The 23050-nt window shown below is 35.3% G+C and carries 18 protein-coding genes and 6 pseudogenes; 8 read left to right on the top strand and 16 right to left on the bottom strand.

Annotated elements, in window-relative coordinates; genetic code table 11:
• Window positions 1-341: 341 nt before the first annotated feature.
• From DMC01_RS06275 to DMC01_RS06255, 5 genes are all read right to left on the bottom strand, one after another.
• Complete coding sequence (locus tag DMC01_RS06275) at window positions 342-965, bottom strand: DNA methyltransferase (protein ID WP_142693417.1); 624 nt, start codon at window positions 963-965, stop codon at window positions 342-344.
• Entirely contained in the window at window positions 962-2401 is a 1440-nt protein-coding gene (locus DMC01_RS06270) for a restriction endonuclease (protein ID WP_142693416.1), read from the bottom strand. The genes DMC01_RS06275 and DMC01_RS06270 overlap by 4 nt, the downstream gene beginning before the upstream one ends.
• Complete coding sequence (locus DMC01_RS06265; protein ID WP_142693415.1) at window positions 2401-3453, bottom strand: DNA cytosine methyltransferase; 1053 nt, start codon at window positions 3451-3453, stop codon at window positions 2401-2403. Before DMC01_RS06265 ends, DMC01_RS06270 begins: the two co-directional genes overlap by 1 nt.
• Before the next feature lie 89 nt (window positions 3454-3542).
• Entirely contained in the window at window positions 3543-4274 is a 732-nt protein-coding gene (locus DMC01_RS06260) for an efflux RND transporter periplasmic adaptor subunit (protein WP_142693414.1), read from the bottom strand.
• Entirely contained in the window at window positions 4271-5545 is a 1275-nt protein-coding gene (locus DMC01_RS06255; RefSeq protein WP_142693413.1) for a TolC family protein, read from the bottom strand. The genes DMC01_RS06260 and DMC01_RS06255 overlap by 4 nt, the downstream gene beginning before the upstream one ends.
• A gap of 276 nt (window positions 5546-5821) precedes the next feature.
• Between DMC01_RS06255 and lepA the strand changes: the two genes are divergently transcribed.
• Window positions 5822-7612: a translation elongation factor 4 gene (lepA, locus tag DMC01_RS06250; RefSeq protein ID WP_142693412.1), complete on the top strand. Its 1791-nt coding sequence runs from the start codon at window positions 5822-5824 to the stop codon at window positions 7610-7612.
• A gap of 154 nt (window positions 7613-7766) precedes the next feature.
• On the opposite strand, the pseudogene DMC01_RS16580 reads toward lepA, so the two are convergent.
• Together DMC01_RS16580 and DMC01_RS06245 are read right to left on the bottom strand one after the other, a co-directional pair.
• Window positions 7767-7915, bottom strand: a pseudogene (locus DMC01_RS16580) (IS1595 family transposase); the annotation flags it as partial.
• A gap of 214 nt (window positions 7916-8129) precedes the next feature.
• Window positions 8130-8333 carry a hypothetical protein gene (locus DMC01_RS06245; RefSeq protein ID WP_142693411.1) on the bottom strand — a complete coding sequence of 68 codons (204 nt, stop codon included), beginning with the start codon at window positions 8331-8333 and terminating at the stop codon, window positions 8130-8132.
• Between the two features lie 1144 nt (window positions 8334-9477).
• On the opposite strand from DMC01_RS06245, the gene DMC01_RS06240 reads away from it, so the two are divergent.
• The 4 genes and pseudogenes from DMC01_RS06240 to DMC01_RS06230 all read left to right on the top strand — a co-directional run bounded on the left by DMC01_RS06240 (window position 9478) and on the right by DMC01_RS06230 (window position 11508).
• The gene (locus DMC01_RS06240; RefSeq protein WP_142693410.1) at window positions 9478-10074 is read left to right on the top strand and encodes a peroxiredoxin; all 597 of its coding nucleotides are present in this window, start codon (window positions 9478-9480) and stop codon (window positions 10072-10074) included.
• A gap of 409 nt (window positions 10075-10483) precedes the next feature.
• A pseudogene (locus DMC01_RS06235) lies at window positions 10484-10678 on the top strand (hypothetical protein); the annotation flags it as partial.
• Between the two features lie 366 nt (window positions 10679-11044).
• A pseudogene (locus DMC01_RS16575) lies at window positions 11045-11128 on the top strand (IS1595 family transposase); the annotation flags it as partial.
• A 38-nt stretch (window positions 11129-11166) separates the two neighbouring features.
• Window positions 11167-11508, top strand: coding sequence for a transposase (locus DMC01_RS06230; protein WP_142693409.1), 342 nt, complete (start codon window positions 11167-11169; stop codon window positions 11506-11508).
• A 192-nt stretch (window positions 11509-11700) separates the two neighbouring features.
• On the opposite strand, the gene DMC01_RS06225 is transcribed toward DMC01_RS06230, so the two are convergent.
• Both DMC01_RS06225 and DMC01_RS06220 read right to left on the bottom strand, forming a co-directional pair.
• Window positions 11701-12492 carry an ATPase gene (locus tag DMC01_RS06225; protein ID WP_142693408.1) on the bottom strand — a complete coding sequence of 264 codons (792 nt, stop codon included), beginning with the start codon at window positions 12490-12492 and terminating at the stop codon, window positions 11701-11703.
• Window positions 12493-12955: 463 nt separating this feature from the next.
• A complete protein-coding gene (locus DMC01_RS06220; protein ID WP_427846100.1) occupies window positions 12956-13738 on the bottom strand; it encodes a TSUP family transporter in 783 nt (260 codons plus the stop codon).
• A 634-nt stretch (window positions 13739-14372) separates the two neighbouring features.
• On the opposite strand from DMC01_RS06220, the gene DMC01_RS06215 reads away from it, so the two are divergent.
• The 3 genes and pseudogenes from DMC01_RS06215 to DMC01_RS16565 all read left to right on the top strand — a co-directional run bounded on the left by DMC01_RS06215 (window position 14373) and on the right by DMC01_RS16565 (window position 16725).
• The gene (locus tag DMC01_RS06215; protein ID WP_142693407.1) at window positions 14373-14930 is read left to right on the top strand and encodes a PAS domain-containing protein; all 558 of its coding nucleotides are present in this window, start codon (window positions 14373-14375) and stop codon (window positions 14928-14930) included.
• A 1105-nt stretch (window positions 14931-16035) separates the two neighbouring features.
• Window positions 16036-16332: pseudogene (locus DMC01_RS16570) on the top strand (methyl-accepting chemotaxis protein); the annotation flags it as partial.
• On the top strand, window positions 16330-16725 hold the full coding sequence (locus tag DMC01_RS16565; protein WP_427846101.1) for a CZB domain-containing protein: 396 nt from the start codon (window positions 16330-16332) through the stop codon (window positions 16723-16725). The pseudogene DMC01_RS16570 and the gene DMC01_RS16565, both read left to right, overlap by 3 nt.
• Before the next feature lie 593 nt (window positions 16726-17318).
• Here the strand turns inward: DMC01_RS16565 and DMC01_RS06205 are convergent.
• The 7 genes and pseudogenes from DMC01_RS06205 to DMC01_RS06185 all read right to left on the bottom strand — a co-directional run bounded on the left by DMC01_RS06205 (window position 17319) and on the right by DMC01_RS06185 (window position 22943).
• Complete coding sequence (locus DMC01_RS06205) at window positions 17319-18629, bottom strand: MATE family efflux transporter (RefSeq protein WP_142693405.1); 1311 nt, start codon at window positions 18627-18629, stop codon at window positions 17319-17321.
• 819 nt (window positions 18630-19448) lie between these two features.
• Entirely contained in the window at window positions 19449-20282 is an 834-nt protein-coding gene (gene zupT / locus DMC01_RS06200; protein WP_142693404.1) for a zinc transporter ZupT, read from the bottom strand.
• A 383-nt stretch (window positions 20283-20665) separates the two neighbouring features.
• Window positions 20666-20825: pseudogene (locus tag DMC01_RS16560) on the bottom strand (IS1595 family transposase); the annotation flags it as partial.
• A 6-nt stretch (window positions 20826-20831) separates the two neighbouring features.
• Window positions 20832-20957, bottom strand: coding sequence for a hypothetical protein (locus DMC01_RS16555; protein ID WP_427846099.1), 126 nt, complete (start codon window positions 20955-20957; stop codon window positions 20832-20834).
• Window positions 20947-21179 (bottom strand): annotated as a pseudogene (locus DMC01_RS16550) (IS1595 family transposase); the annotation flags it as partial. The gene DMC01_RS16555 and the pseudogene DMC01_RS16550, both read right to left, overlap by 11 nt.
• Before the next feature lie 179 nt (window positions 21180-21358).
• Window positions 21359-22630 (bottom strand): MFS transporter, encoded by a 1272-nt coding sequence (locus DMC01_RS06190; protein WP_142693403.1) that lies wholly within the window; start codon window positions 22628-22630, stop codon window positions 21359-21361.
• 64 nt (window positions 22631-22694) lie between these two features.
• A complete protein-coding gene (locus DMC01_RS06185) occupies window positions 22695-22943 on the bottom strand; it encodes a DUF2726 domain-containing protein (RefSeq protein WP_142693402.1) in 249 nt (82 codons plus the stop codon).
• Window positions 22944-23050 lie beyond the last annotated feature (107 nt).

Raw genomic sequence — 23050 nt, 5'->3', positions numbered from 1 at the left:
TAGATTTCACTACCTAGTCTCGTGCGTTTTTTTGGCACAACCCACGAAATTGGGCTCAAGATACAATGCCTTGTCATCTTTTGTTCAAAAATTTACAATTTCGCATTTTTTCATAGTAAAACGCACTTCGTTCGTTAAAATTCAGGCTTTTGCTTGAATTTTCACTTTGGTTTTGACAAATCCGTGAATTTTAAGCAAATTTACCAAAAAATTCACTGATTTTAGCACTAAAATTCACAAATTCACTCAAAATCACAACGAAAATTCGCATCATTTAAGCAAGACTGTGAATTTTTGCTTTAATCTTGACAAATCCATGAATTTTTTGCTAAAACCAAATTTTAATCATCGTCAAACAAACTTGCCCCACTTTCTTTAATCAATTTTAACGCCTTTTCATAATACTCTTTGCTAATCTCACAAGCGGTTAAATCAAAGCCCAAATTCTTACACGCCACAGCCAGGGTCCCACTTCCTAAATGCGTATCTAAAATTTTATCCCCAGATTTTGCAAACATCCTTAAAAGCCACTCGTAAAGCTCGATAGGCTTTTGTGTGGGGTGAATTTTGCCACGATTTTTACGCACTGAAAAATAAAAGATTTTTGAAGGCTTGTCAAAAGAAGTCCAAGCAAGCTCCGCCATTGAAAAGTTATTTAAACTTTCTGGCTGATTTTTATCCCAAATTACAAAGCCTTTATTGTAGGGGCTTCTTTGCCAAAGCTCGCCAAAATAATTCCCACCCCATATAATTTGATTTTTACTTACCCTAAATAGCTCGTCAAAATACTCACTTTTGGGCTTTATGTCCCATTTGCTGTATTCATTTTTATTGAATTTATAATCCCCACCTCGTGGCGTTTTATTTAAAATTCCATAAGGCGGATCCACTATGGCTAAATCAAAATGCTTGTCCTCATACCTTGACATTAAAGCCATATTGTCCTCGTTTGTAATGTTTATCATTGTGTAAGTCCAAATTTTGCAAGGCTTAAATTTGAAATGTCGCCACTTATGTCCTTGCCTAAATTCTGCGTGATAATCTCATCAAATTCTTTGTAATCAATCTGCCTTATATCATTACTCATACAATTATAAAGGTATTCGGCAAAGGTAGTTGCCAAAAGTAAAACATTTTGCGAGGCTATTATGTCTCTTTTTGCAGCTGGGACATATCGAGGCGTTATGATTATGGTGTAAGCACCGCCTATCTCGTCTCTATGTTCTTTAAGCCTTGCTGTGTTTATGCCTAAAAGTTTGTTTGTTGTGGATTTTGCCTCCACTGCAAATTTTTTCTTTTTTGTAAGATATAAACACTCAATGTCCGTTCGCCCTGCACCGCTTAATTTTTTTGCCTCGACATTGTAAAACATATTAAAGCCCTGCGTTAGCACAGTTTCAAACAAATCAGCCGTTTGGTTTTGTGGATTATTAGCATATTCCTCGATGAGTTTCGGCAGTTTTAAATACTGCTGTGCCTCATCGCTTTGTTCTAAAATTTCAAGCAAAATGCTTGGATAAAAGCTGTAAATTTCTTTGACAATGTCTATTTTTAATCTTTCTTTATCATCAAGTTTCAAAGGCTTTTGCAAGAATGAATTATCCCTTTCAAGTAAGTTTGCAAAGTCTTTTAAGCACTCAGGCATTAAGACAAAATTTCTTGTGATTTTTCTAAAGGTGTTTGTGTTTCCGTGTTGTAATTTGCAAATGATTTTGCCGCTTTTACACTCTAAAACCCCAGCACTTTGCAAAAATTTACTTACATAATAATCCCACTCATAAGCTGAATTCACATAAGTATGTCTATCTTGGGTAAAAAGTTTGGCTAATTCTATGTCGCTTTTTGTGCGTAAATTTAAAATGTTTTGCACCAAATTTTCATATACATTTTCATCAATGTCCCTTATGAAAACAAGCAAATAAGCCACCTCAAAGGCAAAAAGTTTAAATTCAAGTCGCTTGTCGCTTAAAAGTTTGAAAATCAACCTAAAAGGATAAAGCTCAAATTCCTTGTGTGTGCCTCCGTGTGGATGGGCAAATTGAATGCCCCAAAGCATAGTGAGAAAAATCTTTGCCCTTTTGTCTTTGTCATCTTTGAATTTCAAAAGCAAATTACCAAGTGGAGAAAACATAAAGCGATGCGAACCCTCAAATTTAGCCTTGTAGCCAAACATATAATAACAAAGTTGATTGATTTTGTGATTTATCGCATCTAAAACGAAGTTTGGATTTCTTTCATTATAAAGCCCTAATTCTTTAAGGTGTAAATTTAATTTTGCCTTTTCGTCTTTGCTTATATTTGTTTTTGAAAAACTTTTCAAGCACTCAGCCACGCTTAAAAGATACTCAAAACTACTTGTGTGGCGATATAAAATCCACTTATTTCTTTCAATTTTATACATTAAATGCCTATGCCTGAAACGATTTTTTTAACCAAAAGTGGCGGTATGCACTCGCCTAAACAACGGCGGATTAAAAGCTCGGGCGTGTTATCTGGTATATCCCATTCTCTTGGCAAGGAACTTAAAAGCATTAACTCAAGCGGAGTTAAAACCCTTGCATCGCTGTAAGTGCCGTCTTTTTGAAGTCTGCCCGGATGCACATTGTGCTGTGAGCTTATGGCGTCATTTCTTATGGTAATGGTAGGGGCTGGCTCGTCCCATTTTATGCGTTTGTAGCTAGTGTTGTAGGCTTTTACCTTTTTGCCCTTGTTTGTGGGATAAAAAATGGGATTATTTAAGGCACTTTCGCCTGTTTTGGTGTGCTTTAAGCATTCTATGTGATTTTGGCTGTGCTTTCTTGCAAAATGCCATTTAAGGCTTGATTTTTCTCCAGCCTCAAGGCTTGGCAAATCCCCTATAGCTTCCAAAACGCTTTTTTGTCGCTCTTTTGTGGGATTTTGCCATTTTAGCCCTCTTTGATACATTTTCACAATAGCCCTTTTTCTAATTTGAGCTACGCCAAAATCAGCCGCATTTAAAATCCTAGCCTCGACAACATAGTCTTTAAACTCGCTTTGTAAAATCTCGGCTATATTTAAATTTTTGCCTTTAAATTCAAATTTAAGTCTTAAAAAATTTGGCACATTTTCGATTAAAATGTATTTTGGTTTTTTAATGGCAATGAATTCTAAAACCCTAAAAATCAGCATATTTCTCTTATCAGCTTGCATTTGTTTTTGATTACGGTTTTTACCAGCCACGCTCATACCCTGACAAGGTGGCGATGCTAATAAAAAGTCCAAATTTGCGGGCGTTTCTTGGAGTATTTGAGTAAAGATTTTTTCGTTTAAAATATCCCCACAAATCATCTTTGCTTGGGGGTGCTGACTTTGATACAGCCTTGCTCTTTCTTGCAAAAGCTCATTTGCCACAAGTATATTTACCCCAACTTCCCTTAAATAGCACTCTGCCAAACCAGCACTTGCAAACAAAGAAACACCACTTAAATTCATACAAACTCCGTTTTTGGCTTACAAGGCATTTTAGCTAAAAATGCCTTGTAGAACCGTTTAATCAAATTTTAAAAATATCCAAATTCAACTTAATCAGCAATTATAACTCCCTCCCCAAAAAGCCCCGGTGTCAAATTCGTAGTATAAATTTCAGCAAAAATCTTTCTCGTTTTTATGTCTATACTAGGATACACTAACGCGATTTTGGCTTCTTTTTGCTCGCCGTTGATCTTGTAGCGATAAATTTGCCCCACTTTGACTTTGTCCTTGAATTTCTCATCAAAGCTTATAAGAAGCTTTACCTCAGGGTAGGAAAAGATCTCCATCACCACTTGTTGCACAGGGGCTACTCCTTGTGCTAGATCAATATACTTTGCAGAGATGATGCCATCATAAGGCGCACGCAGGATTTTCTTTTCAAGGGCGTCCTCGTAGCGCTCGACATTAATCTTAGCCTTTGCAAGATTGAGCTCAGCTTGCTTGTAATTTGTCTCAATGTCCTCAAAGCTTTGCTTGTCAATGACATTTTGCACCTGTTTAAATTTATCCATCTTGCTTTTGGCGTTGTTGTAGGCAATTTGTGCTAACTCCTCTTCATTTTTGGCATTTTTAAGTCCTATTTCCTCGCCGCTAGCATTAAGCTTGATTAAAATATCTCCCTTTTTTACTTGCTTTGACACAGTTGCTGTGATTTCTTTTACTATGCCACCAACCTCAAAGGCGAGTTTGCTTTGATTAATCGCAAATACATCAAAACTTGCGTAAATCTCCTCCGCTAAAAGTGCTTGTAAAAAAAGCACTAGCAAAAAAAGTTGTTTCATTTTATGATCCTTTCTTTTATATCAAGCCCACTTAGAAAATAATAACGAGCCTTTGCTATTTCAAACTCATTTTTAGCTAGTTCTAAATCGCTTTGTGCTTTAAATTTACTCTCCAAGGCTTGTAAATAATCATTATAAGAGTTAAGCCCAGCAGAGTATTTTCTATCCACACTCTCAAAGGCAAGGCTAGCAGCCTCATTTGCAAGGCTCAAAGCCCCTATTTGTTCTTTTAAAATTTCAAGTTCTTTACGTAAAAAATCAAGATCAAGCCTGGTTTTTCTTTCTACATAATTAAGATTTAGTCTTTGAATTTGAAGATCTAGCCTTTGAGCTTCTATTTTTGCATTTGTTGAAAAAAAGTCAAAAATCTTCCATTCAAAGCCTAGTATGAATTGATTATTACGTGAGTTTTTTTTGAAATATTTATCAATAAAATCCGCACTAACAGTTTCAAAAAGAGGTGGAACTGAGATCTCAAAATTATTCTTATACCAGCTAAGATTATTTTGTATGAAAAATCTTGGCAAATACTCAGCCCTTGCAGCATTTAGCCTGGCTTTGGCTAAATTTGCTTGTTCTTGTGCTATTAAAAGATCAAGATTATTAGCACTTTCAAAGCCTAGATCTTTAAGCCTTGCACCTGCTTGTGGGATGAAATTTTTTTGGCTTAATTCTTGCAAATTTTTTTCTATTTCTATCAATTTTAAACGGTTTTTGTGAAGTTCAAGGCTACTTAGATGAAATTTAGCCCTCACAGTTTCTAGGGCATCCTTGGAGGATAGACCTGCTTTATTAAAGCTTTCTAAACGGTTGAGGGTGTTTTTTAAGAACAGTTCTTTTTGCTCACTTGTTTTGATAAGTCCTTGCATACTTTGATGATTAAAATACAAGGTAGCAGCACTTAGAGCAAGATAGTTTTTGCTTTGTTCCTTTGCTAGATGTGCCAGTTTTTCTGCAAATTCTAAGGCTTTAAGATTTGCCTCCCTCTTTCCTCCATCATAAAGCAAAAAATTCAAGCTAAGCCTAGCAAATAGGCTATCCTTGGGATCGCTAAGAAAGGTATCAAGGCTATTTCCCATATAGCCTCCCTTTAAGCTAAGCTCTGGCAAATAAGCTCTAAAAGCACTCTTTCTCTCACTTTGAGCCCTTAAAAGAGCTAGTTCTTTGCTAAGATAGGCTTCATTATTTAAGCTTAAATTTATAAGTTCATCCAAATTTGAGCCAAAGACAAAGAGGGGCAAAAGCCCTAAAAAAAGCCATTTAAATCCCATTTTTAACCTTAAATTTTAAATAAAGACTGTTTTAAAAAGCATTGCTTTGTGAATTTAATCCTTTTTTGGCAACAAGCTTAAAAACTCACTTTTTTGAGTGAGCTTTTATAAATTTAGCTTGTGCTATTTTCTTGCTAAAATTACTAGCTTTCTTTGATTTGCAAAAGGATCAATGCTTTTTAAAAAAAGAGCCTAAAAAAATTATAGCATTTATAAATTAAATTTATTTAAAAGCCTTTTTTTGCTACAATAAGCCTTTTAAATTCAGGGCAAAGAATGAAAAATTTAAGAAATTTCTCCATCATAGCACACATAGACCACGGCAAAAGCACCTTGGCTGACTGTATCATCAGCGAGTGTAAGGCAGTTAGTGTAAGGCAAATGTCAGCTCAAATGCTTGATACTATGGACATTGAAAAAGAAAGGGGCATCACCATAAAGGCTCAAAGCGTGCGTTTGGAGTATGAATTAAGAGGCGAAAAATTCATCCTAAATCTCATCGATACCCCAGGACACGTAGATTTTAGCTATGAGGTAAGTAGGAGCTTAGCAAGCTGCGAGGGGGCTTTGCTCGTTGTAGATGCAAGTCAAGGCGTGCAAGCTCAAACCATAGCAAATGTCTATATAGCCCTTGAAAATAATCTTGAAATCATACCCGTCATCAACAAAATCGATTTGCCACAAGCTGACATCCCAAAAGTAAAGCACGAGATAGAACAAATCATAGGCATTGACTGCGAAAATGCCATCTGCGTGAGTGCAAAAACGAGGCAGGGCATAAAAGAGCTGATTGAAACTATCATCACGCAAATTCCTGCACCAAAGGGCGATGAGAACGCAGCCACAAAGGCACTCATTTATGATAGCTGGTTTGATAATTATCTTGGTGCGTTAGCACTTGTGCGTGTTTTTGAGGGGCAAATTGCCAAAAATGACGAGTTGCTTGTGATGAGTAGTGGCAAGAGGCATTTGGTGCTTGATTTGTTTTATCCTCATCCCATAAATCCTAGCAAGACAAGGATTTTAAGCACTGGCGAGATAGGCGTTGTGGTGCTTGGGCTTAAAACCTTGGGCGAGGTGCAAGTGGGAAACACCATCACTCAGACTAAAAGCCCAGCAAAAGAAGCCATTGAGGGCTTTGAAAAGGCAAAGGCTTTTGTCTTTGCTGGGCTTTACCCCATAGAAACGGATAAATTTGAGGATTTAAGGGACGCTTTGGATAAGCTAAAATTAAACGATAGCTCCATCACCTACGAGCCTGAAACCTCCCTAGCACTTGGCTTTGGCTTTAGGGTTGGCTTTTTGGGACTTTTGCATATGGAGGTTATAAAAGAAAGGCTCGAGCGTGAATTTAAGCTAGATTTAATAGCCACAGCACCTACGGTTACTTACGAGGTGTATCTTACAGATGACAGTATGCTTGAAATTCAAAATCCAAACGAGCTGCCCCCTGTGAATAAAATTCAAAAGATTAAAGAGCCCTTTGTCAAGGCTACCATCATCGCTCCAAGCGAGTTTTTAGGAAATGTGCTAAGCCTTTTAAATCGCAAAAGAGGGGTGCAAAAAAAGATGAGCTACATCACGCCTGAGAGGGTTTTGCTTGAATATGAGCTGCCCTTAAATGAGATAGTGATGGACTTTTATGATAGGCTAAAAAGTCTTACAAGGGGCTATGCGAGCTTTGATTATGAGCCAAGTGATTTTAAAGAGGGGGATTTGATTAAGCTTGATATCAAGGTAGCTGGCGAAAATGTAGATGCCCTCTCCATCATAGTGCCAAGGGAAAAGGCTGAGAGCAAGGGGCGAGAGCTAGTTAAGGCTATGAAAGAGATTGTGCCAAGGCAGCTTTTTGAAGTAGCCATACAAGCAAGCATAGGCAGTAAAATCATAGCAAGAGAAACAGTTAAATCAATGGGCAAAAATGTAACCGCAAAGTGCTACGGAGGCGACATCACACGCAAACGCAAACTGCTTGAAAAGCAAAAAGAGGGCAAAAAGAGAATGAAAGCCATAGGCAAGGTGCATTTGCCTCAAGAGGCGTTTTTGTCGGTTTTGAAAATAGATTAAAACTGAGTTTAGAGAAGCTTAAATTTAAGATCCTTGTCAAAAAGGCTCTTTAAAAAACAGTGTTGATTTATTACACAATTGCTTCATTTTTAACCCTTTGAAAAAAGGCGAAGATCTCTATTTTATAAAAAACTTCGCTTACCAAAGAAATGGCTTAATTAAACTTAATAGGATTTTCTCTTATCAATTTTAATAAATTTTGATGAAAATTTGTCCTAAAGTTTTTGTCTTAATTTCTTTTAAATGAAGGACAAAATTTGCTCTTTTAAGGACCCTAAATTTAGCTAAGCTAAATTTTACATAAGATTAGAAATTATCTATTTATGTAATTTCATCCCTTTGCAAACCCATTTGCACTATGCTTTACTCGCTAATGTGCCTTTGCTTCCTTTTCTAAGATGATATAAACTAGTCTGTTGATAGCTTTACTTTGCGTTGTTTTTGCTTATGTTTTAAATTTTAAAAAACTTTACAAAATCAAGCAAAAATTAAACGAGCTTGAAAAAAAGTTAAAACGCTAAAATTTTTTTTCAAAAAATTCTTTCATCTCGTCAAATTTTTGCGCTTTAAAATGCCATTCTAAAACTTGTTTAAGCCACGCTGGAGTTTTATTACCCCAAAAATTCACAGTAACCTCATTTAAGCTCATTATCTTTGCAAATTCGCTTTTATTTTTAAAACCTGCTTGCTTGATAAGCCTTGAAACTTCTTTTGTATCCATTTTTTAACCTTTTGCACCGAAAGCCCCGCTACTTTCGGTAAAGATAGTATTTAAGCAAGGCTTAAGCGGGGACTTGTTATAGCCTAAGTGGTTTTTTATGAAATGTCGCTAGTTAAAGAGCTTAAAAAGTTTTCGTTCTAGCTGTAAAATCAATATCGCTATTTTTAAAATAGTTTCTATCATCTACACACTCTTCGCTACGCTTAGTATGACAAGTAGTATTGTCATATTGAGTTTTCGTAGAAAACGAAATATCTCTTTTGGGGACTTGAGATTTTTCTCAACGCTCAATATGACAACCTTCTTTTGTCATATTGAGCTAAGGCTAAAAGATCTCTTTTTAGCACTTTTGCTTAAAAGAGCAAGTATCAACACCTTTTTAAATGATCAATTTAAGCTAAATTTAATATTTCACCTTTTAACTGCCAAAAACTTTACTGTCTTAAATTTAGACAAAGCTCTTTCAGCTAATTTCTTTGTGAATGCTTTAGCCTTTTAAATCAAGCCTTTCAAACCTACATTTTAAAAACTTCTTAAATTATCCTTGCTTAAAAGCCAACTTAAAGGCTGATCTAGCGTGATATAAAAAGCTTAAATTCAAGCCAAAAATTCCACATAAATTTAATATAAATTTTCAAAATAAAGCAGAAAAATAACTAGCTACGAGAGGATAGTTTTTATCAATTTTATAAAATTTTGATATAAAATGCCTCTTGCATAAGCCCTTTTTATGTGAATTTTTAGTTTCTTTTAAGTTTTAATGAATAGCTTTGTTTTTACGGGTTTAATTTTAAAGTAACTGTTGTTATTTTAAGGCTTTTTAGGGGCTTTTATCTTAAATTTAGCCCTTACTTAGCTATTTTATTGAGATCTGCTTGTAAGCTTAGTTACTTAAAATTACAAAAGAAAAACATATTAATTTTACTTTAAATTTAAGCCCTTCTTTTTGCAAAAAAGCTTGAATTTGATAAAATGAAAATTAAAAAAGTCCTTTGTGCTATGAAACACCTTAAAACAAGAAGTTCTTTTTTATTTTAAAATATTTTTTTCAAAATAAGCTAAATTTTTTATATCTCACTTATCGTTTATTTACTGTCTAAGTGATATAATTTCACTTGCAATAATTTTTACCTAAGGAGAAAAAATGCTAGTTACCAAAAAGGTTGCAGAGCTAAAAGCTACAGCCGTTTTAGGAGATAACAAGATAGTTGAGGATTTTAGCCTCTATAAAAACATAGGCAAAAAGGGCTTGGTTGTGTTCTTCTACCCAAAGGATTTTACCTTTGTTTGCCCAAGCGAGATCATTGCCTTTGACAAAAGATATAAGGATTTTAAAGATAGAGGCATAGAGGTCATAGGCGTTAGCTGCGATAATGAGTTTTCGCATTTTGCTTGGAAAAATACCCCCATTAATAATGGCGGCATAGGCAATGTGCAGTTTCCTTTGGTGGCTGATTTGAAAAAAGAGTGGGCTCGTGCCTTTGATGTGCTTTTTGATGAGGCTGTTTCCCTTCGTGGATCCTTTTTAATAGACAAAGACGGCACTGTGCGCCACGCTGTGATTAATGATATGCCCCTTGGCAGAAACATCGATGAAATGCTTAGAATGGTAGATACTATGCTCTTTACCAACGAGCACGGCGAGGTTTGCCCTGCTGGTTGGAACAAGGGCGATGCAGGTATGAAGGCTAATCCTAAGGGAGTGGCTGATTATCTATCCGCTCACGCTACCACTCTTTAAAACTAACTTAAATAAATACTTCTTTAATCAAGCTTAAAGGAGTAAAACACACTCAAAGGCTTGAATATAAATTCAAGCCTAGTTTCATTTTAAACTATACCCTCGCTACAATACTATCTTGATAAAAATTTTTGCTTGAATTTAAAAGGCTTTTTAAAGATCTTAAGCTTAACTTAAATTCAATCTTTTTATATTTTTTAGGCTCAAGATATCTTAATGTGATACAAGATTATTTTAAGGTATAAAGAGTTGAATGAAAAGGCTCAATTAAACTTAAACCAAACTGAAAGGTTTTTAAGTTAATGCCTATGAAAAACAAATATATGATACATTCCCTCATTGTCTCAAAAGAAATTTAAGGAATTTTGAAGTATTTTTTACTTCGCACTCTTGTAACTGCAAGCAAAAGTTTGCGAAATTGAAACTTGCCAAATTTCGTGGGATAAAAAAAGAAAATTTTGTTATTCATTTAAAAGAAATAGAATTCATATATAATACGAAACATTTAGGAGAAAATCTTTATCAAATTTTATTAAAGTTGATAAGGGAAAATCCTATTAGAGTATCTTGTGTCAAGTTTTTAAAGATCTTAAGCTTAACTTAAATTCAATCTTTTTATATCTTTAAATATGACAAAATCATTTTTATCCTTGCAAACTCTCATAGAATGTAGCCCTTTCATTCACATTTTTTGGTAGGTATAGAATTGTAGAAGGCGATTGATACTTTTAGCTAATATAATTACAGCCCAAAGCTTGGTAAAATCGATCTTAGTATATATTTTTGCCCTATATTTAAAAGCGAAAATTTAATCAATTGTAGAATGCTTTTGTGCTGATATTTGCGTAAGCAAAATCGCTGTTTTGTGCAAGGTTTCTCGCCCTTGCGTGAATGCAATTGTGCAGCAAGCTTTTAACCCTTAAAGAATGCGAAAAAATTAGCAAAACGAAGTTTCTTTAGAAAATGAGTGGTTGAAGTCGATGAGAGCTACTTCGGTGGTGTGCGTGGAAAGCGTGGGCGTGGAGCTAAAAACGCCTGTGTTTTTACTTCGTGCTACTCGTCTTGCAACTGCTAGCAGAAGGGGTTCGCAGAGTGCGTGGAAAAAGGGGGCGTGGGGCTGGAAAAAAGACACCTGTGTTTTTACTTCGTGCTACTCGTCTTGTAACTGCAAGCAAAAGGCTTGTTAAAACGCAATCGCACGAGTTTATACGCTCAAGCACTTGCTCTGCCAAAGAGCTACTGCCTATAATAAAGGACGTTTCAGAGCTTGAAGAAAGTGAAATTTACAGCGATAAGCTTAAAGCCTACGGTGCCTTGGTGGATTTTTTACTTCGTTTCGTCTTGCAACTGTGTAGTAGAAGGAGCAAAGTTACAGGGTCAAACACGTTAAATTCGAGTTTGCAAACGGACGAAATCATATCAACAAAATTGTGAATTTCTGAGGACCTTACAAAGGCTAGATTAAGTTAGTTTCACGGCAAGGGAATTTTTCTACCTTCATTTGAAAGAGAGTGAATTTAGATACAATGTCAAAGTTAAGAATGAAAATTTGTATAAAATTTTGTTAACATTGATTAGGAAAAATCCTAGCTCATTTTAGCTAAAAGTATCAATCGCCTTGTAGAATTATCTAGTTTTAGACTGTGCTTTTTTAATAGCCTCGATGATTTTAAGGCTTTTTTTATCGATTTTCAAGCCTTGTTTTATCAAATTTTCATAATCTTTAAGAATTTCATTTTGAAGTCTTTGCTTTGATGCTAAGAGCAAAAGGCTTTCTTTGTCTTGATAGTAAGAAATTTTTTTGTTTAAATCATTGATAAAAGCATAGTTTTCACACACTAAAAGAATTTTCTCATTAATCCACTTGACATTTGGGTTTATAAAATTTTCTAAGAAATGCCTTGTTTTATCGTATTTGAAAATCTTTTTACATTCTTGTGTATTGTCAAATAATATGATTTTGTCGCAAAATTCAAACACCTTTAAAAGATTGTGCAAAGACTCATCAAAACGTTTATCAATGATGCACTCATCAACACCGTGTCCGCCTTTTGCTACTCTTGCTTTCACTCTTTCTTTGGCGATTTGTGGGGTATTTACACCCACATAATAAAGCTCAATTTTATAGCCCTTGCTTTTTAGTTCTTTGAAAAGGCTAAGTATGCTTTTACCGCAAAGTGTTGTTTCTTGGTTAAAATTTGTTTTCATTTTGATACAGTTTTGACGCACTTTTAAGGCTATTTTAGCTGCTTTAAATTGATCCTTTGGATCTTTCCAGCTTCCAAAACTACTGACAAATTCATCAGTATTTATGCGTGTGCCAAAGTATTTATTTCTTAAAAGCTCATCATAATAAAGCGTGCTTTTGCCTACTCCGTTAATGTCTGCAAAGATAAAGGCTGTCGGTTTTAAACTCATCACTTATCCTTAAATCTACTTTCTTATGATTAATCTTTTTTTAGCGCTATTTTATCATATCTTTTACATTGTGCTATTTTTGAAAAAGGCAAAATGTTTATTCTCTAAACTTCATATCTTTCAAAAAATTCGCCCTTTTACATTCTTTGCCTTTGCATAAAGCTTTTAAATTCTTAAGATCAAGCTTTTTAAATTCAAAGATAGCTTCATTTTAAAGCCATAAATTCAAGCTCATTTAAGCTTAAATTCAAGCTAAAATTTTATCAAAAATCCTTGTTCTATGTCATACTGAGGCTTTGAAGCTATCAAAGAGTAGTTTTTAAAAAACTATTTTTTGTAAAATGTAGCCTCTTTGACAAAGGATATTTTTTGCTAAAATGACAAGTTTGACTAAGAAATCAATACTTTAAAAAAGCTTATGAAAAATAGTTTTTTAAAAATAGGGCATTACATTTTTCTTAAATTAATAAAACTGCCTAAAATAATCCCAGCCCACCTTGCAAATGGTAGCAAAGACCACAGCCAAAAACAAGGCTTTTATAAATTTGCCCTCAGTTTTTAAAACAAGCTTTGAGCCCAAAAAGGCACCTATCATTTGCCCTATCCCCATTAAGATGCCCACAAGCCAAAGCACCTTATAAAAGTACAAAAAAACAGCCAAGGCTACTGCATTGCTAGTAAAATTTAGGATCTTTGTGTTTATGCTTGCTTCTTTGAGATTGTAGCCAAGTAGCATCACGCAAGCAAAGATCAAAAAGCTTCCAGTTCCAGGTCCTAAAAAGCCATCATAAAAGCCTATGCTAAAGCCTATGAAGATGTGAAAGATTTTGATATTTTTGATTCTTGGCTTTGTTTTTTCCTTGCCTAAATTTGGCTTTAAGGCCATATACAAAAAGGTAAAAACCAAGAAGATTAAGATGATTAGCTTTAAATGCTCATCGTTTATAAAAAGCACTGTGATTGATCCTGCTCCTGCTCCAAATGCCGTAAAAATGACCCCCCAAGCCAAATGCTTCATAGTCCTTGCCTTAAAATAGCTAAGAGTAGCAGTTAGCGAGCCAAAGGTACTTTGTAGCTTGTTTGTGGCTAAACTTAGATGAGAAGGAATCCCTGCTGCCATGAGTGCTGGCAGAGTAATTAAGCCTCCTCCTCCTACTATTGAGTCGATAAAGCCAGCACCAAGGGCAACTGCAAAAAGGATAAAATAATAAATCCCCTCCAAGTCATAGTCAATAAGCTCAGCCATAAATCATCCTTAAATCATCCTTAATAATCTTCAATTACACTATTTAATAAGTTGCCTTGAATTTAAAGTTTTTAAATTCAAGCCACTTAAAAGCCCTTGTTTTGAAATTCAAGGCTTTGCTAGATCTTTAAATTTAAATCTTTAACAAATCCAGCCTAAATTCAAGGTTTTGTCTTTTAAGAATTTTTAAATTCAAGCCCTTCCAAAGCCTTTTAAATTTAAAGCATGCTTTCACAAACACCTTTAAAATTCAAGGACTAAGTTTTATCATTTCATCAAAAAGAAATATTTTAACACATTTTTAATTTTTAAAGTTAAAAAATTCAACAATGCTTTAAAATTTCGCTTAAAATAAACTTAAATTCAAAGGGCTTTTTTAAAAAGCAAGAAAAAATTTACTCAAAATTTTTGTAAATGAGCTTGAATTTAAAACAAACCAAGATTAAATGATGCCCCCTTTAAAGGCAAGAAAATTCAAGCTTCAAGCTAAAATATTAAAATAAACTTAAAAAGTTGCTACTGTGTAAGATCTAAGCACAAAGACTAAGATAGCTCAAAACTAAGCTAAAAGAAAAAAAAAAAAAAACCGATATAGTATATAATATAGGTATAAAATAATTTGAAAGGAGGCCCTATGCCAATACCTACTAATATAGAAAGAAAGGTTGGAGATTTTTTAGTCTCTAAGACAGATACAAGAGGCATCATTAGCTATTGTAATGATGAATTTATAGCCATCTCAGGCTATTCAGAAGCAGAGCTTCTTGGTAAGCCTCATTCAATAGTTCGTCATCCTGATATGCCAAAGACCATCTTTAAATACCTTTGGGATAGACTAAGAGAAGGAAATGAAGTAAATGCCTTTGTTAAAAATATGGCAAAGGATGGGTCTTTTTACTGGGTCTTTGCAAATGTGGTGCCAAGCTACTCAGGTGAGGGAAAGCTTTTAGCTTATACCTCAGTTAGAAGAAGACCAAGCGAAGATGGAGTTTATTTTGCAAAGCAGTTTTACCCAGAGCTTTTAAAGGCAGAGGCAAATGGAGGAGTAGAGGCTGGCTTTAAATTTATTAAAGCCTATATGGCTGATTATCAAAACGCCTCTATGACAGATGCAGCCTTTTGCTTACAAGTACCAGAGGTAGAGTGCATTTGTGGGATCAGAGATGTGGTTAGATCAGCCAAGACAGGCTAAATTAGCCAAAGTGCTTTTTGTGATGGTTTTTAAAGGGTTTTTAAATTTAAGAACTGTTAAACATTTTAAGCTAAAATTAAAATTTTGAATTTAAGCTTTAAGGGAGTAAAGTTAGTCAAGTTGAATTTAGCTTTTTTAAGCTTATTTGGCTTTTGACAGTTTAGAGCTAAGTTAAAAGCCCAGCTTTTAAAACAACAAGTTTTTTAAGCCTTTAATTTTAAGGCTTTGCTTTAAGTTTTATCTTAGCAATCTTTGTCATATGAAGCTTGTGCTACCTTTTGCAAACCTATAAAATCATATGGTAGCTCAGCACATTTGAAGGCAAAAGCTAAAAGAGCTTTTAAAGCTGAGTTCTTTAGTGCAAGTTTATAAGACAAGATCTAAGGCACTTAGCACAAGCTAAGACAAATAGCCATAAATGCTTTTAAAAAAAGCTAAGCCCTTGCTTAAATTCAAACTAAGATCCTAAGGATCAAAAGGAGTTTTTATGCTTACCATTATCTTTGCTGTGCTTTTTGTTTTAAGTGCGATTTTAGCCTTCATCTTTTATACTAAATTCGCAAGGCTTAACAAAAGAGTAGATGAGGTCTTAGATCTAATTCGCCAAGTAAATAAGGGCATCTTTAATTTAAGGGCCACAAATTTAGGGCAAGCAAACATAGATCATATAGCACGTGGCATTAACAAGCTAGTTGATCATTATCAAAGCTTTGCCATTGAGTGTAGGGTGGTTTTCACAGCTGCTGCTTCTGATAGTTTGGTTAGAAGAAGGATACTAACAGAGGGCTTTTACCCAAATGTGATCTTTGTTGCTAATAAAGTAAACGAAGCAGTGGATCAGATCTATGAAGCCAAAGAAATGCGTATAAAAGAGCACCTCACGACAACCTTGGATGAGATAGATGATAACAAAAAGCAGCTAGTTCATCTACAAGGAAGCTTTAATAAATCAACCGAAGTACTTAACGACATAGCAGATAAGGGAAAAACAGTAGCACAAAATATATCAAAACAAGCCGATCAAACCCAGTCTGTCTTGCACTCCTTTGAGGAGCTAAATGTGCTTATAGAATCAAACCGCTCAGCTTGTGATAACCTAGCAAGGCAAAGTGGGGATATAAACTCCATAATTGATCTTATCAAAGACATAAGCGAGCAAACAAATCTTTTGGCACTAAATGCAGCCATAGAAGCAGCAAGGGCTGGTGAGCACGGACGCGGCTTTGCTGTGGTAGCTGATGAGGTTAGAAAGCTAGCTGAAAGAACTCAAAAGGCTACAAATGACATAAGAACAAATATCTCTGTCTTGCAAGAAAATAGTGGCTCGATCTTGCAAAACTCAGAAAATATGAGCTCCTCAATGAGCGAGGCAAATACCCACATAAACCAGCTAAATGAGATGCTAAAAGAGTTGTCTATAAGGTCTAATGAAAGGGCTAAGATCCTATCTAGAGTAGCAAGGCAGATCAATGGAAACTTGTTTATGGTTGATCATATCATCTTTAAAGATGATGCTTATAATCTAGCACAAAGCAAGAAAAAAAGCACCCAGCTTACAACAGACTGTAACTTCTCCTCTTGGATGGAAGATGAGGGCAAGGCTAGGTATGAGAAGGATCCTTTGTATGCTGAGCTTAAAGCTGTGCATGGCACAGTGCATGAGCTAGCAGCTCAGGGCATAGAAAGGATAAGAAGCAAGAAGGATCTTGAAGAAGTATGCGAGAGCTTTAAGGCTATGGAAGAGCAAAGCGTTAAATTCTTTAAGCTAATGGAGGATATGCTGGATAAGGATTAGGCTAGGAATTTTTAGCAAAATTGTGTCCTTGTAGTGTTTGTTTTATTAAATTTTTAGTGCCTTTGTGAATTTTAGTTTTTGTAGGCTTTTTTCGCTTCGCAATTTACACAAAGACACTATGCAAGGCTTTAAAGTCTTGTTAGTTTCATTTAGTTAGCTTTGTGCGGATGAGCTATATTTAGCAAAGCTTTGAGCTTTGTTTGAATTTAACCTTGCTTGTGAATTTGATATGGTGTGAGTTTGTAATGCCTTTGTGAATTCTAACTTTGATTGAATTCGTTGGTGTCTAGCTTACTAAAAACAGAGGACGAATTTTGCTTGAGTTTGCTTTGCTAAAAGCTTGTATGCTCTTTGTAGTAGCTTGTATTTCTTATCTGCCTTGAATTTTTTAAGCTAAAATCAAACAAAGGCTTGAATTTTAGCTTTGAGTGCCTTTTGTGAATTTTCATATTAAAAACTGTTAATTTCCTCTTTAAACTTCACAAATTTTAACTTTTTTAAAAAGATAACACAAAATCCCACCTTAGATAAATTCAAAAATATCTCATAGCTCAAAAAGCCATAAATTCAGCCTTTCAAAGTCCAAAAAATGCCTAAAAATTCAAGCTCTTTTTAAGCAAAGACGCACTTAAAAATAAAATTACAAGCTCGGCACAAAAGGGGGCTAAAAATACGCCCTTTGTGCCAAGATACGAACTCATTAAAAACAAAAAGAAAAGCGGAATGATAAGGCTATTTGCTAGGCTTAAAATCATAGAGCTTGTGGGCTTGTTAAATGCCGTTAAAATGGCACTTACAAGCACATTAAACCAAGCTACTAGATAATTAAAATTATAAAGTAATAATGCAAAGCTCACAAAGGCAATGAATTCAATGTCCTTGCCAAAAAAGCCTGAAATTTGCTCTCTAAAAAGTGCCAAAATCACAAAAACAAACAGTGAGAAAACGGCGTTTATGTAAAGTAAATAACGCAAAATTAGCTTGATTTTGGTGCGATTTTTTTGAGCGAAAAAATAGCTCAAAATGGGCTGCAAGGACGAATTAAAGGACATTATAGCCGAAATGATAAAGCCATCAATGTATAAAATCGCAGAAAAAGCCGCCACACCGAGCGAACCACTAAGCTTTAAAAGCACGGAGTTTGCAAAAATTAAAAAAAGCGAGCCTGAGATAGAGCTTAAAAATTCAGAGCTACCATTATATAAAATGTTTCCTAGCCTTGACAGCGTGAGCTTTGGCGGGCAAAATTTCAGCACCAAATTTTCTCTAAAAAAGGGCAAAAGGCTTAAAATCGTGCCTGTGCTAAGCCCCAAGCAAAGAGCGAGTGCTGCCCCGAAAAGATTAAATTCAAGCAGTGCGACAAAAAGATACATTAGGCAAACATTGCTTACAACGGTAATAATGCCTACAAACATATTATAAACGCCCTTTTCACAAATACGCAAGTAATTATCAAGGGCGTAAGATAGCGTTATGATTGGCATAAACAAAGCCAAAACCCTTGAATACTCCACGCACAAGGTTTCCACAGCAGTCGGAGCCTCCATAAAACCCAAGAAAAGCTCCACTCCAAAATAAGCCAAAAGCCCTAAAACGCACGAAACCCCCACTATTAAACAAACGCAAGCTGAAAAAAGCTCTCTTGCCTCTTTTAACCTGCCCTCGCCCAAACGCAGTGAGATTTGCACGGATGAGCCTATGGCTATCATATCCGCTAGGGCAAAGCTCATCATCACAAATGGCATCACAAGCCCCATTGCTGCCAGAGCCTCGCTACCTAGAAATCTCCCAACTATGATGCCGTCTATCACCATATAAGCTGAGAAAAACGCCGCTGAAATGGCGTTTGGAAAGATGTATTTCTTACAAAGATGCCAAAAATTTGTGTTTTGATAAAGTGTCATTTTTAATCCTTATTTTTATTTAAACTTGTTTAAAATCTTACTTTTAAGCCAATTTTTAAGCAAACATAAGGGCTAAAGCTCTTTTGAAAAAGAATTAAAGGCTTAAAAGGAAGTTAGACCTTGAATTTGTATTGATAAAATTCAAAGCAGGTTTTAAGTAAGATCTAAGCTTAGCAATAAGCATTTGTCTTATAAAGAATTTTTGCAAGGCTGTCATTTAGCTTGAATTTAAATAGCTTTGAATTTATGCTTTTAATTGCACTTTGCTGAATTTTTCTGACATAAACCTAGACAAAGACAAAAGTATATAAGATAGATCTAAAACCGCTTTTTAAGGGCTAAGAGGACTTAGTAGCACTTGTAAGAAACTTTGTTAAAGGCTTCTATGCGAAGATTAAGGTTTAAAATGAAAAGGCATTTAAACATTTTGTACTCCTTTTAGAAACTTAATTTTGAGTGTATCTGTTTTAAAACAATAAGTCAAGTTAAAATTCAAGGCAAAATAAGCTCTAAATAAGCTTGTTTAAAGAAGCTGTGTTTTAGCGAAGAATTTCGTTTTGCAGGAGAAACTAGGTTTTTACAGAAGAAATTTTGTTTTAGCGAAGAGATTGCGTTTTTTAAAAGCTAGGCTTTGAGATAGCCCAGTCTAAAATATGCAAAATTTAATGCTTGTTTGCAAAAAAGATCCTTTTGAAAACTCTTGCAAATTTTTAAGAGTAAGATCGGCAAAGTAATGTTTATACTTCGCTTTGATGAATTTAAAAAACTCAATGCTTTTTATATCAAAGAATTCAAAAAACTCTCTTGCAAGGATAAGCTCTAAAAATGATGAAGCATAGCAAGGCTTAAAGCCATCACGCCCATACCAGAAAGTAAGCCATACAAGCAATGATGCGCCTCTCCATAAACCCTAGCAGCAGGTAAAAGCTCATCAAAGGATATATACACCATTATTCCAGCTATGACAGCAAAAACAGTTGCTAACACAAACTCATTTATAAAGGGCAAAAGAAAAAGAGCTCCTAGCAAGGCACCCAAAGGCTCGGTAAGCCCTGAAAGTGCAGAGTATACAAAGGCCTTTTTTTTGTTGCCTGTTGCGTGATAAATGGGCAAGGACACAGCCATACCCTCTGGGATATTGTGAATTGCTATGGCTATGGCTATGGCTACTCCAAAGGAAAGATTATCAAGGGCTGAAACAAAGGTGGCAAAGCCCTCTGGGAAATTATGAATGGCTATGACAACAGCGGTTAAAATTCCTGCTCTTTTTAGCATACTTTGATTTTGAAGATTAGGCTCTTCATCTAGGTTTTTAAGCTCCTCATATTCAGTCTGCCTTTGCTTGTCTAAGTCTTCTGGCACAAACTTATCAACCAAGGCACAAAGAACAATGCCAACAAAAAAGCAAAATATACCCAACAACTCTCCCCAAAAATTATCATACATTTTTGAAAAATTCTCAAAGGCATCAGGCAAAATCTCCATAAAAGAGATATAAATCATCACCCCAGCCGAAAAGCCAAGCCCTATGGAAAGGATTTTGAAATTATCACTCTTAGAAAAAAATGCGATTATAGCACCAAAGCTAGTGCTAAGTCCTGCAAAGCTAGCAAGTAAAAAGGCTATGAGAACTTGATTAAAAGCTAGATCCATATCTTAATTCCTTAAATTTTAGGCAAATTCTAGCATAATAAAGTTAAAAGCATAGATCTTGCTTTATTGGGCTTATAAATTAAGGTTTTTAGCTTGAATTTAAGGGATTTTTAAAGGCTAGTTCTAAAATTAAAGCCTTTTATGTAAGCTAACTTAAATCAAAATAACAACAAATTCCTTTGTTCGCAAAACTTAGATGCTTTAAGCATTGAGTTTTTATAAGCTAAATGTAGCTTTGCAAATTTAGTTTTAGTAAGCAAGTTTTGAAAATAAACTGTCAAGTTCTTTGCTTAAAGTATGCAAGGGAAAAAGGCTTTGAAGGCTTAAATTCAGGCTTTTTAAATTCAAGTTAGGGGGCTTAGTATTTTCAAAAAAAAGTAGGCTCAAGACAACTTAAGCAGATTTTCTCTTATCATTTTTAATAAGATTTTATACAAATCTTGACCTTGAATTTTCGTATTATAGATAAATTCTGTTTCTTTTAAATGAAGGATAAAATTTTCTTTTTTAGCCCTTAAATTTAGCAAGTCTAAATTTCGCAAACTTCTACTACTCAGTTACAAGAGGCTTAACGAAGTAAAAACTTTTGCGACCAGCTCCCACGCCTTCCACGCACCCTTTTTTGCCTATTCTGCTCGCAGTTACGAGCCTAGCATTGTAAAAAATAACTCTCATCAACTTCAATCTCGCCACTCATTTTAGAAAGTTTCTCACACTCTTTAAGGGTTAAAATGCGAATTTCTTTGAAAATTTTACACAAACTTTGATGAGGCATTTGACAAAGTAGAGCGTTTTTTCGCCTCTAAATCAAGGGCGAAATACTTCAAAATTTCCCTAAATTATATCTGCAAAATTTGGGAATGAATTATGTATTTGTTTTTTCATAGGCACAAGCATAACTTAAGAACCTTTCAATTTGGTTTAGGTTTAATTGAGCCAAAAGCATTATGAGTTCTTTAAATTCAAGCACGGTTAAAAATTAAGGCTCGAGACATTTTAAACTGTTAAAAATTAATTTAAAAATTCATAAACCAAGCCTAAACACTTAGTCTTTACTGAGTTAAACTCACTAAGCCCTAGTCAAGCTCCCTTTGCTTTGGTATCAAAGCAGTGCAAATTAAAGAAATGACAGCCACCACAGCAAAATACACAAAAAATCCCCACTCAACACCCCAAGCCTTAAACTGCAAGGCTACATAATTCACACTTCCTCCAAAAAGCCCAACGCTTATCATACACCCAAGCCCAGCGCCAAGGGCACGAATTTGAGGCGGAAAGAGCGAGGTCTTAGAGATGGCAGCCACAGCCGTGTAAAAGCCAAGCATAAAGCACATCAAGGCACAAATGCCAAACAAAGCCCACACACTCTCAGCATTTGCAAGCACCCTAAAAAGCGGATAAGCACAAAGCACACAAAAGCCAAGATAGATGAAAAGGGAGATTTTAAAGCCTATCTTGTCGCTTAAAGCACCTATGAAGGGTATGGCAAGGCAGAGTATAAATAAGGACCCTAGCATTATGTTGTTTGCTACCACTGTATCAACCCCGTTATTTATCATAAAGACCTTTGGATACACAGTGAAGGTGTAAAAGCCTATGGTACAACCCGCCGTTACACCGGTGACGATTAAAAGGGCTTTGTAGGACTTAAACAAGGCTTTAAAGCTGCCCCTGTCTGCGTAGTTTTTCAAAACCTCGCTTGAATCATCGCTCATAAACACTCGCACAAGCAAGCTTAAAAGTGCCAAAACCCCACCTGTGAAAAATAAAATCCTCCAGCCATACTCTTGCATCTGCGTTTCATCGATGAATAAAAACAAAAGGCTTATGCTAGCCACGGCAAGAAGTTGTCCTCCTATGATGGTAGCGTATTGAAAGCTTGATACAAAGCCTCTTTTTCCTTGTGGGGCTATCTCGCTAAGATAGGTTGCTACTATGCCAAATTCGCCTCCAACGGCTATGCCTTGTAAGATTCTAGCAAGTAATAAAAGCACTATGGCTGTATCGCCTATGGAGTGCTTATCTGGCAAAAAGGCTATGATGAAAGAGCCAAGTGCCATAAAGACAATAGAGCTTACCATAGCCTGCTTGCGGCTTTTCATATCGGCTATGCGTCCAAAGATAATGCTGCCAATGGGTAGCATCAAAAAGCCTGCCGCAAAGACGGCAAAGACCTCGATTTGCTGGATGAGTGTCGAGGTGGCGTTTGAGAAATTTGAGGCAAAATACACAGCCGCAAAGCCGTAAATATAAAAGTCAAACCACTCTACTAAATTCCCACTACTTGCAGCAATTACCGAGGATACCCTCTTTTGTCTGCTTAAATTTGCGTTGATTGCTTCTTGCATTTGTGTTTGTCCTTTTTGTTTTAAATTTAAAAAGCTTTGAAATTATAGCATTTATTATGCTTTATTATGAAAGTATTTGTCTTAGAGCTTGTATTATGCGTTTTTCTTCCCCACTTTGCGTGGTATTAAGCCTTAAAAGCGGGAAGTTGAATTTTGCTAAAATTTTGTTTTTTAGCTCGTCTCGTTTTGTTTGCGTAGTGCTTTCGTTGTGAAAGGCAAAGCCGTCAATTTCTATGGCTAAAAGTGGCTTTTTATCCATTTTATGATAAATGACAAAATCAATATGTGTGTGTGGATTTTGTGCGTATTTCAAACGCTTTGCATTTTATTCTGCATTATCAGTTATAAATTTTTCATAAGAATTCAAAGGCATTATGTCAATGCTAAATTCATTTTGGCTAATTTTTTCGATTATAACGC

The organism is Campylobacter troglodytis (assembly GCF_006864425.1).
GTDB classification, from domain to species: domain Bacteria; phylum Campylobacterota; class Campylobacteria; order Campylobacterales; family Campylobacteraceae; genus Campylobacter_D; species Campylobacter_D troglodytis.
Note: the sequence above shows the minus strand (reverse complement) of the source record. Positions and strands in the feature narration are given on the sequence as shown.

Excerpts from the sequence above, each read along its gene's own strand:
- DMC01_RS06275 (WP_142693417.1), bottom strand. The coding sequence starts at position 965 with ATGATAAACATTACAAACGAGGACAATATGGCTTTAATGTCAAGGTAT.
- DMC01_RS06270 (WP_142693416.1), bottom strand. The coding sequence starts at position 2,401 with ATGTATAAAATTGAAAGAAATAAGTGGATTTTATATCGCCACACAAGT.
- DMC01_RS06265 (WP_142693415.1), bottom strand. The coding sequence starts at position 3,453 with ATGAATTTAAGTGGTGTTTCTTTGTTTGCAAGTGCTGGTTTGGCAGAG.
- DMC01_RS06260 (WP_142693414.1), bottom strand. The coding sequence starts at position 4,274 with ATGAAACAACTTTTTTTGCTAGTGCTTTTTTTACAAGCACTTTTAGCG.
- DMC01_RS06255 (WP_142693413.1), bottom strand. The coding sequence starts at position 5,545 with ATGGGATTTAAATGGCTTTTTTTAGGGCTTTTGCCCCTCTTTGTCTTT.
- lepA (WP_142693412.1), top strand. The coding sequence starts at position 5,822 with ATGAAAAATTTAAGAAATTTCTCCATCATAGCACACATAGACCACGGC.
- DMC01_RS06245 (WP_142693411.1), bottom strand. The coding sequence starts at position 8,333 with ATGGATACAAAAGAAGTTTCAAGGCTTATCAAGCAAGCAGGTTTTAAA.
- DMC01_RS06240 (WP_142693410.1), top strand. The coding sequence starts at position 9,478 with ATGCTAGTTACCAAAAAGGTTGCAGAGCTAAAAGCTACAGCCGTTTTA.
- DMC01_RS06225 (WP_142693408.1), bottom strand. The coding sequence starts at position 12,492 with ATGAGTTTAAAACCGACAGCCTTTATCTTTGCAGACATTAACGGAGTA.
- DMC01_RS06220 (WP_427846100.1), bottom strand. The coding sequence starts at position 13,738 with ATGGCTGAGCTTATTGACTATGACTTGGAGGGGATTTATTATTTTATC.
- DMC01_RS06215 (WP_142693407.1), top strand. The coding sequence starts at position 14,373 with ATGCCAATACCTACTAATATAGAAAGAAAGGTTGGAGATTTTTTAGTC.
- DMC01_RS16565 (WP_427846101.1), top strand. The coding sequence starts at position 16,330 with ATGCTAAAAGAGTTGTCTATAAGGTCTAATGAAAGGGCTAAGATCCTA.
- DMC01_RS06205 (WP_142693405.1), bottom strand. The coding sequence starts at position 18,629 with ATGACACTTTATCAAAACACAAATTTTTGGCATCTTTGTAAGAAATAC.
- zupT (WP_142693404.1), bottom strand. The coding sequence starts at position 20,282 with ATGGATCTAGCTTTTAATCAAGTTCTCATAGCCTTTTTACTTGCTAGC.
- DMC01_RS16555 (WP_427846099.1), bottom strand. The coding sequence starts at position 20,957 with ATGAGAGTTATTTTTTACAATGCTAGGCTCGTAACTGCGAGCAGAATA.
- DMC01_RS06190 (WP_142693403.1), bottom strand. The coding sequence starts at position 22,630 with ATGCAAGAAGCAATCAACGCAAATTTAAGCAGACAAAAGAGGGTATCC.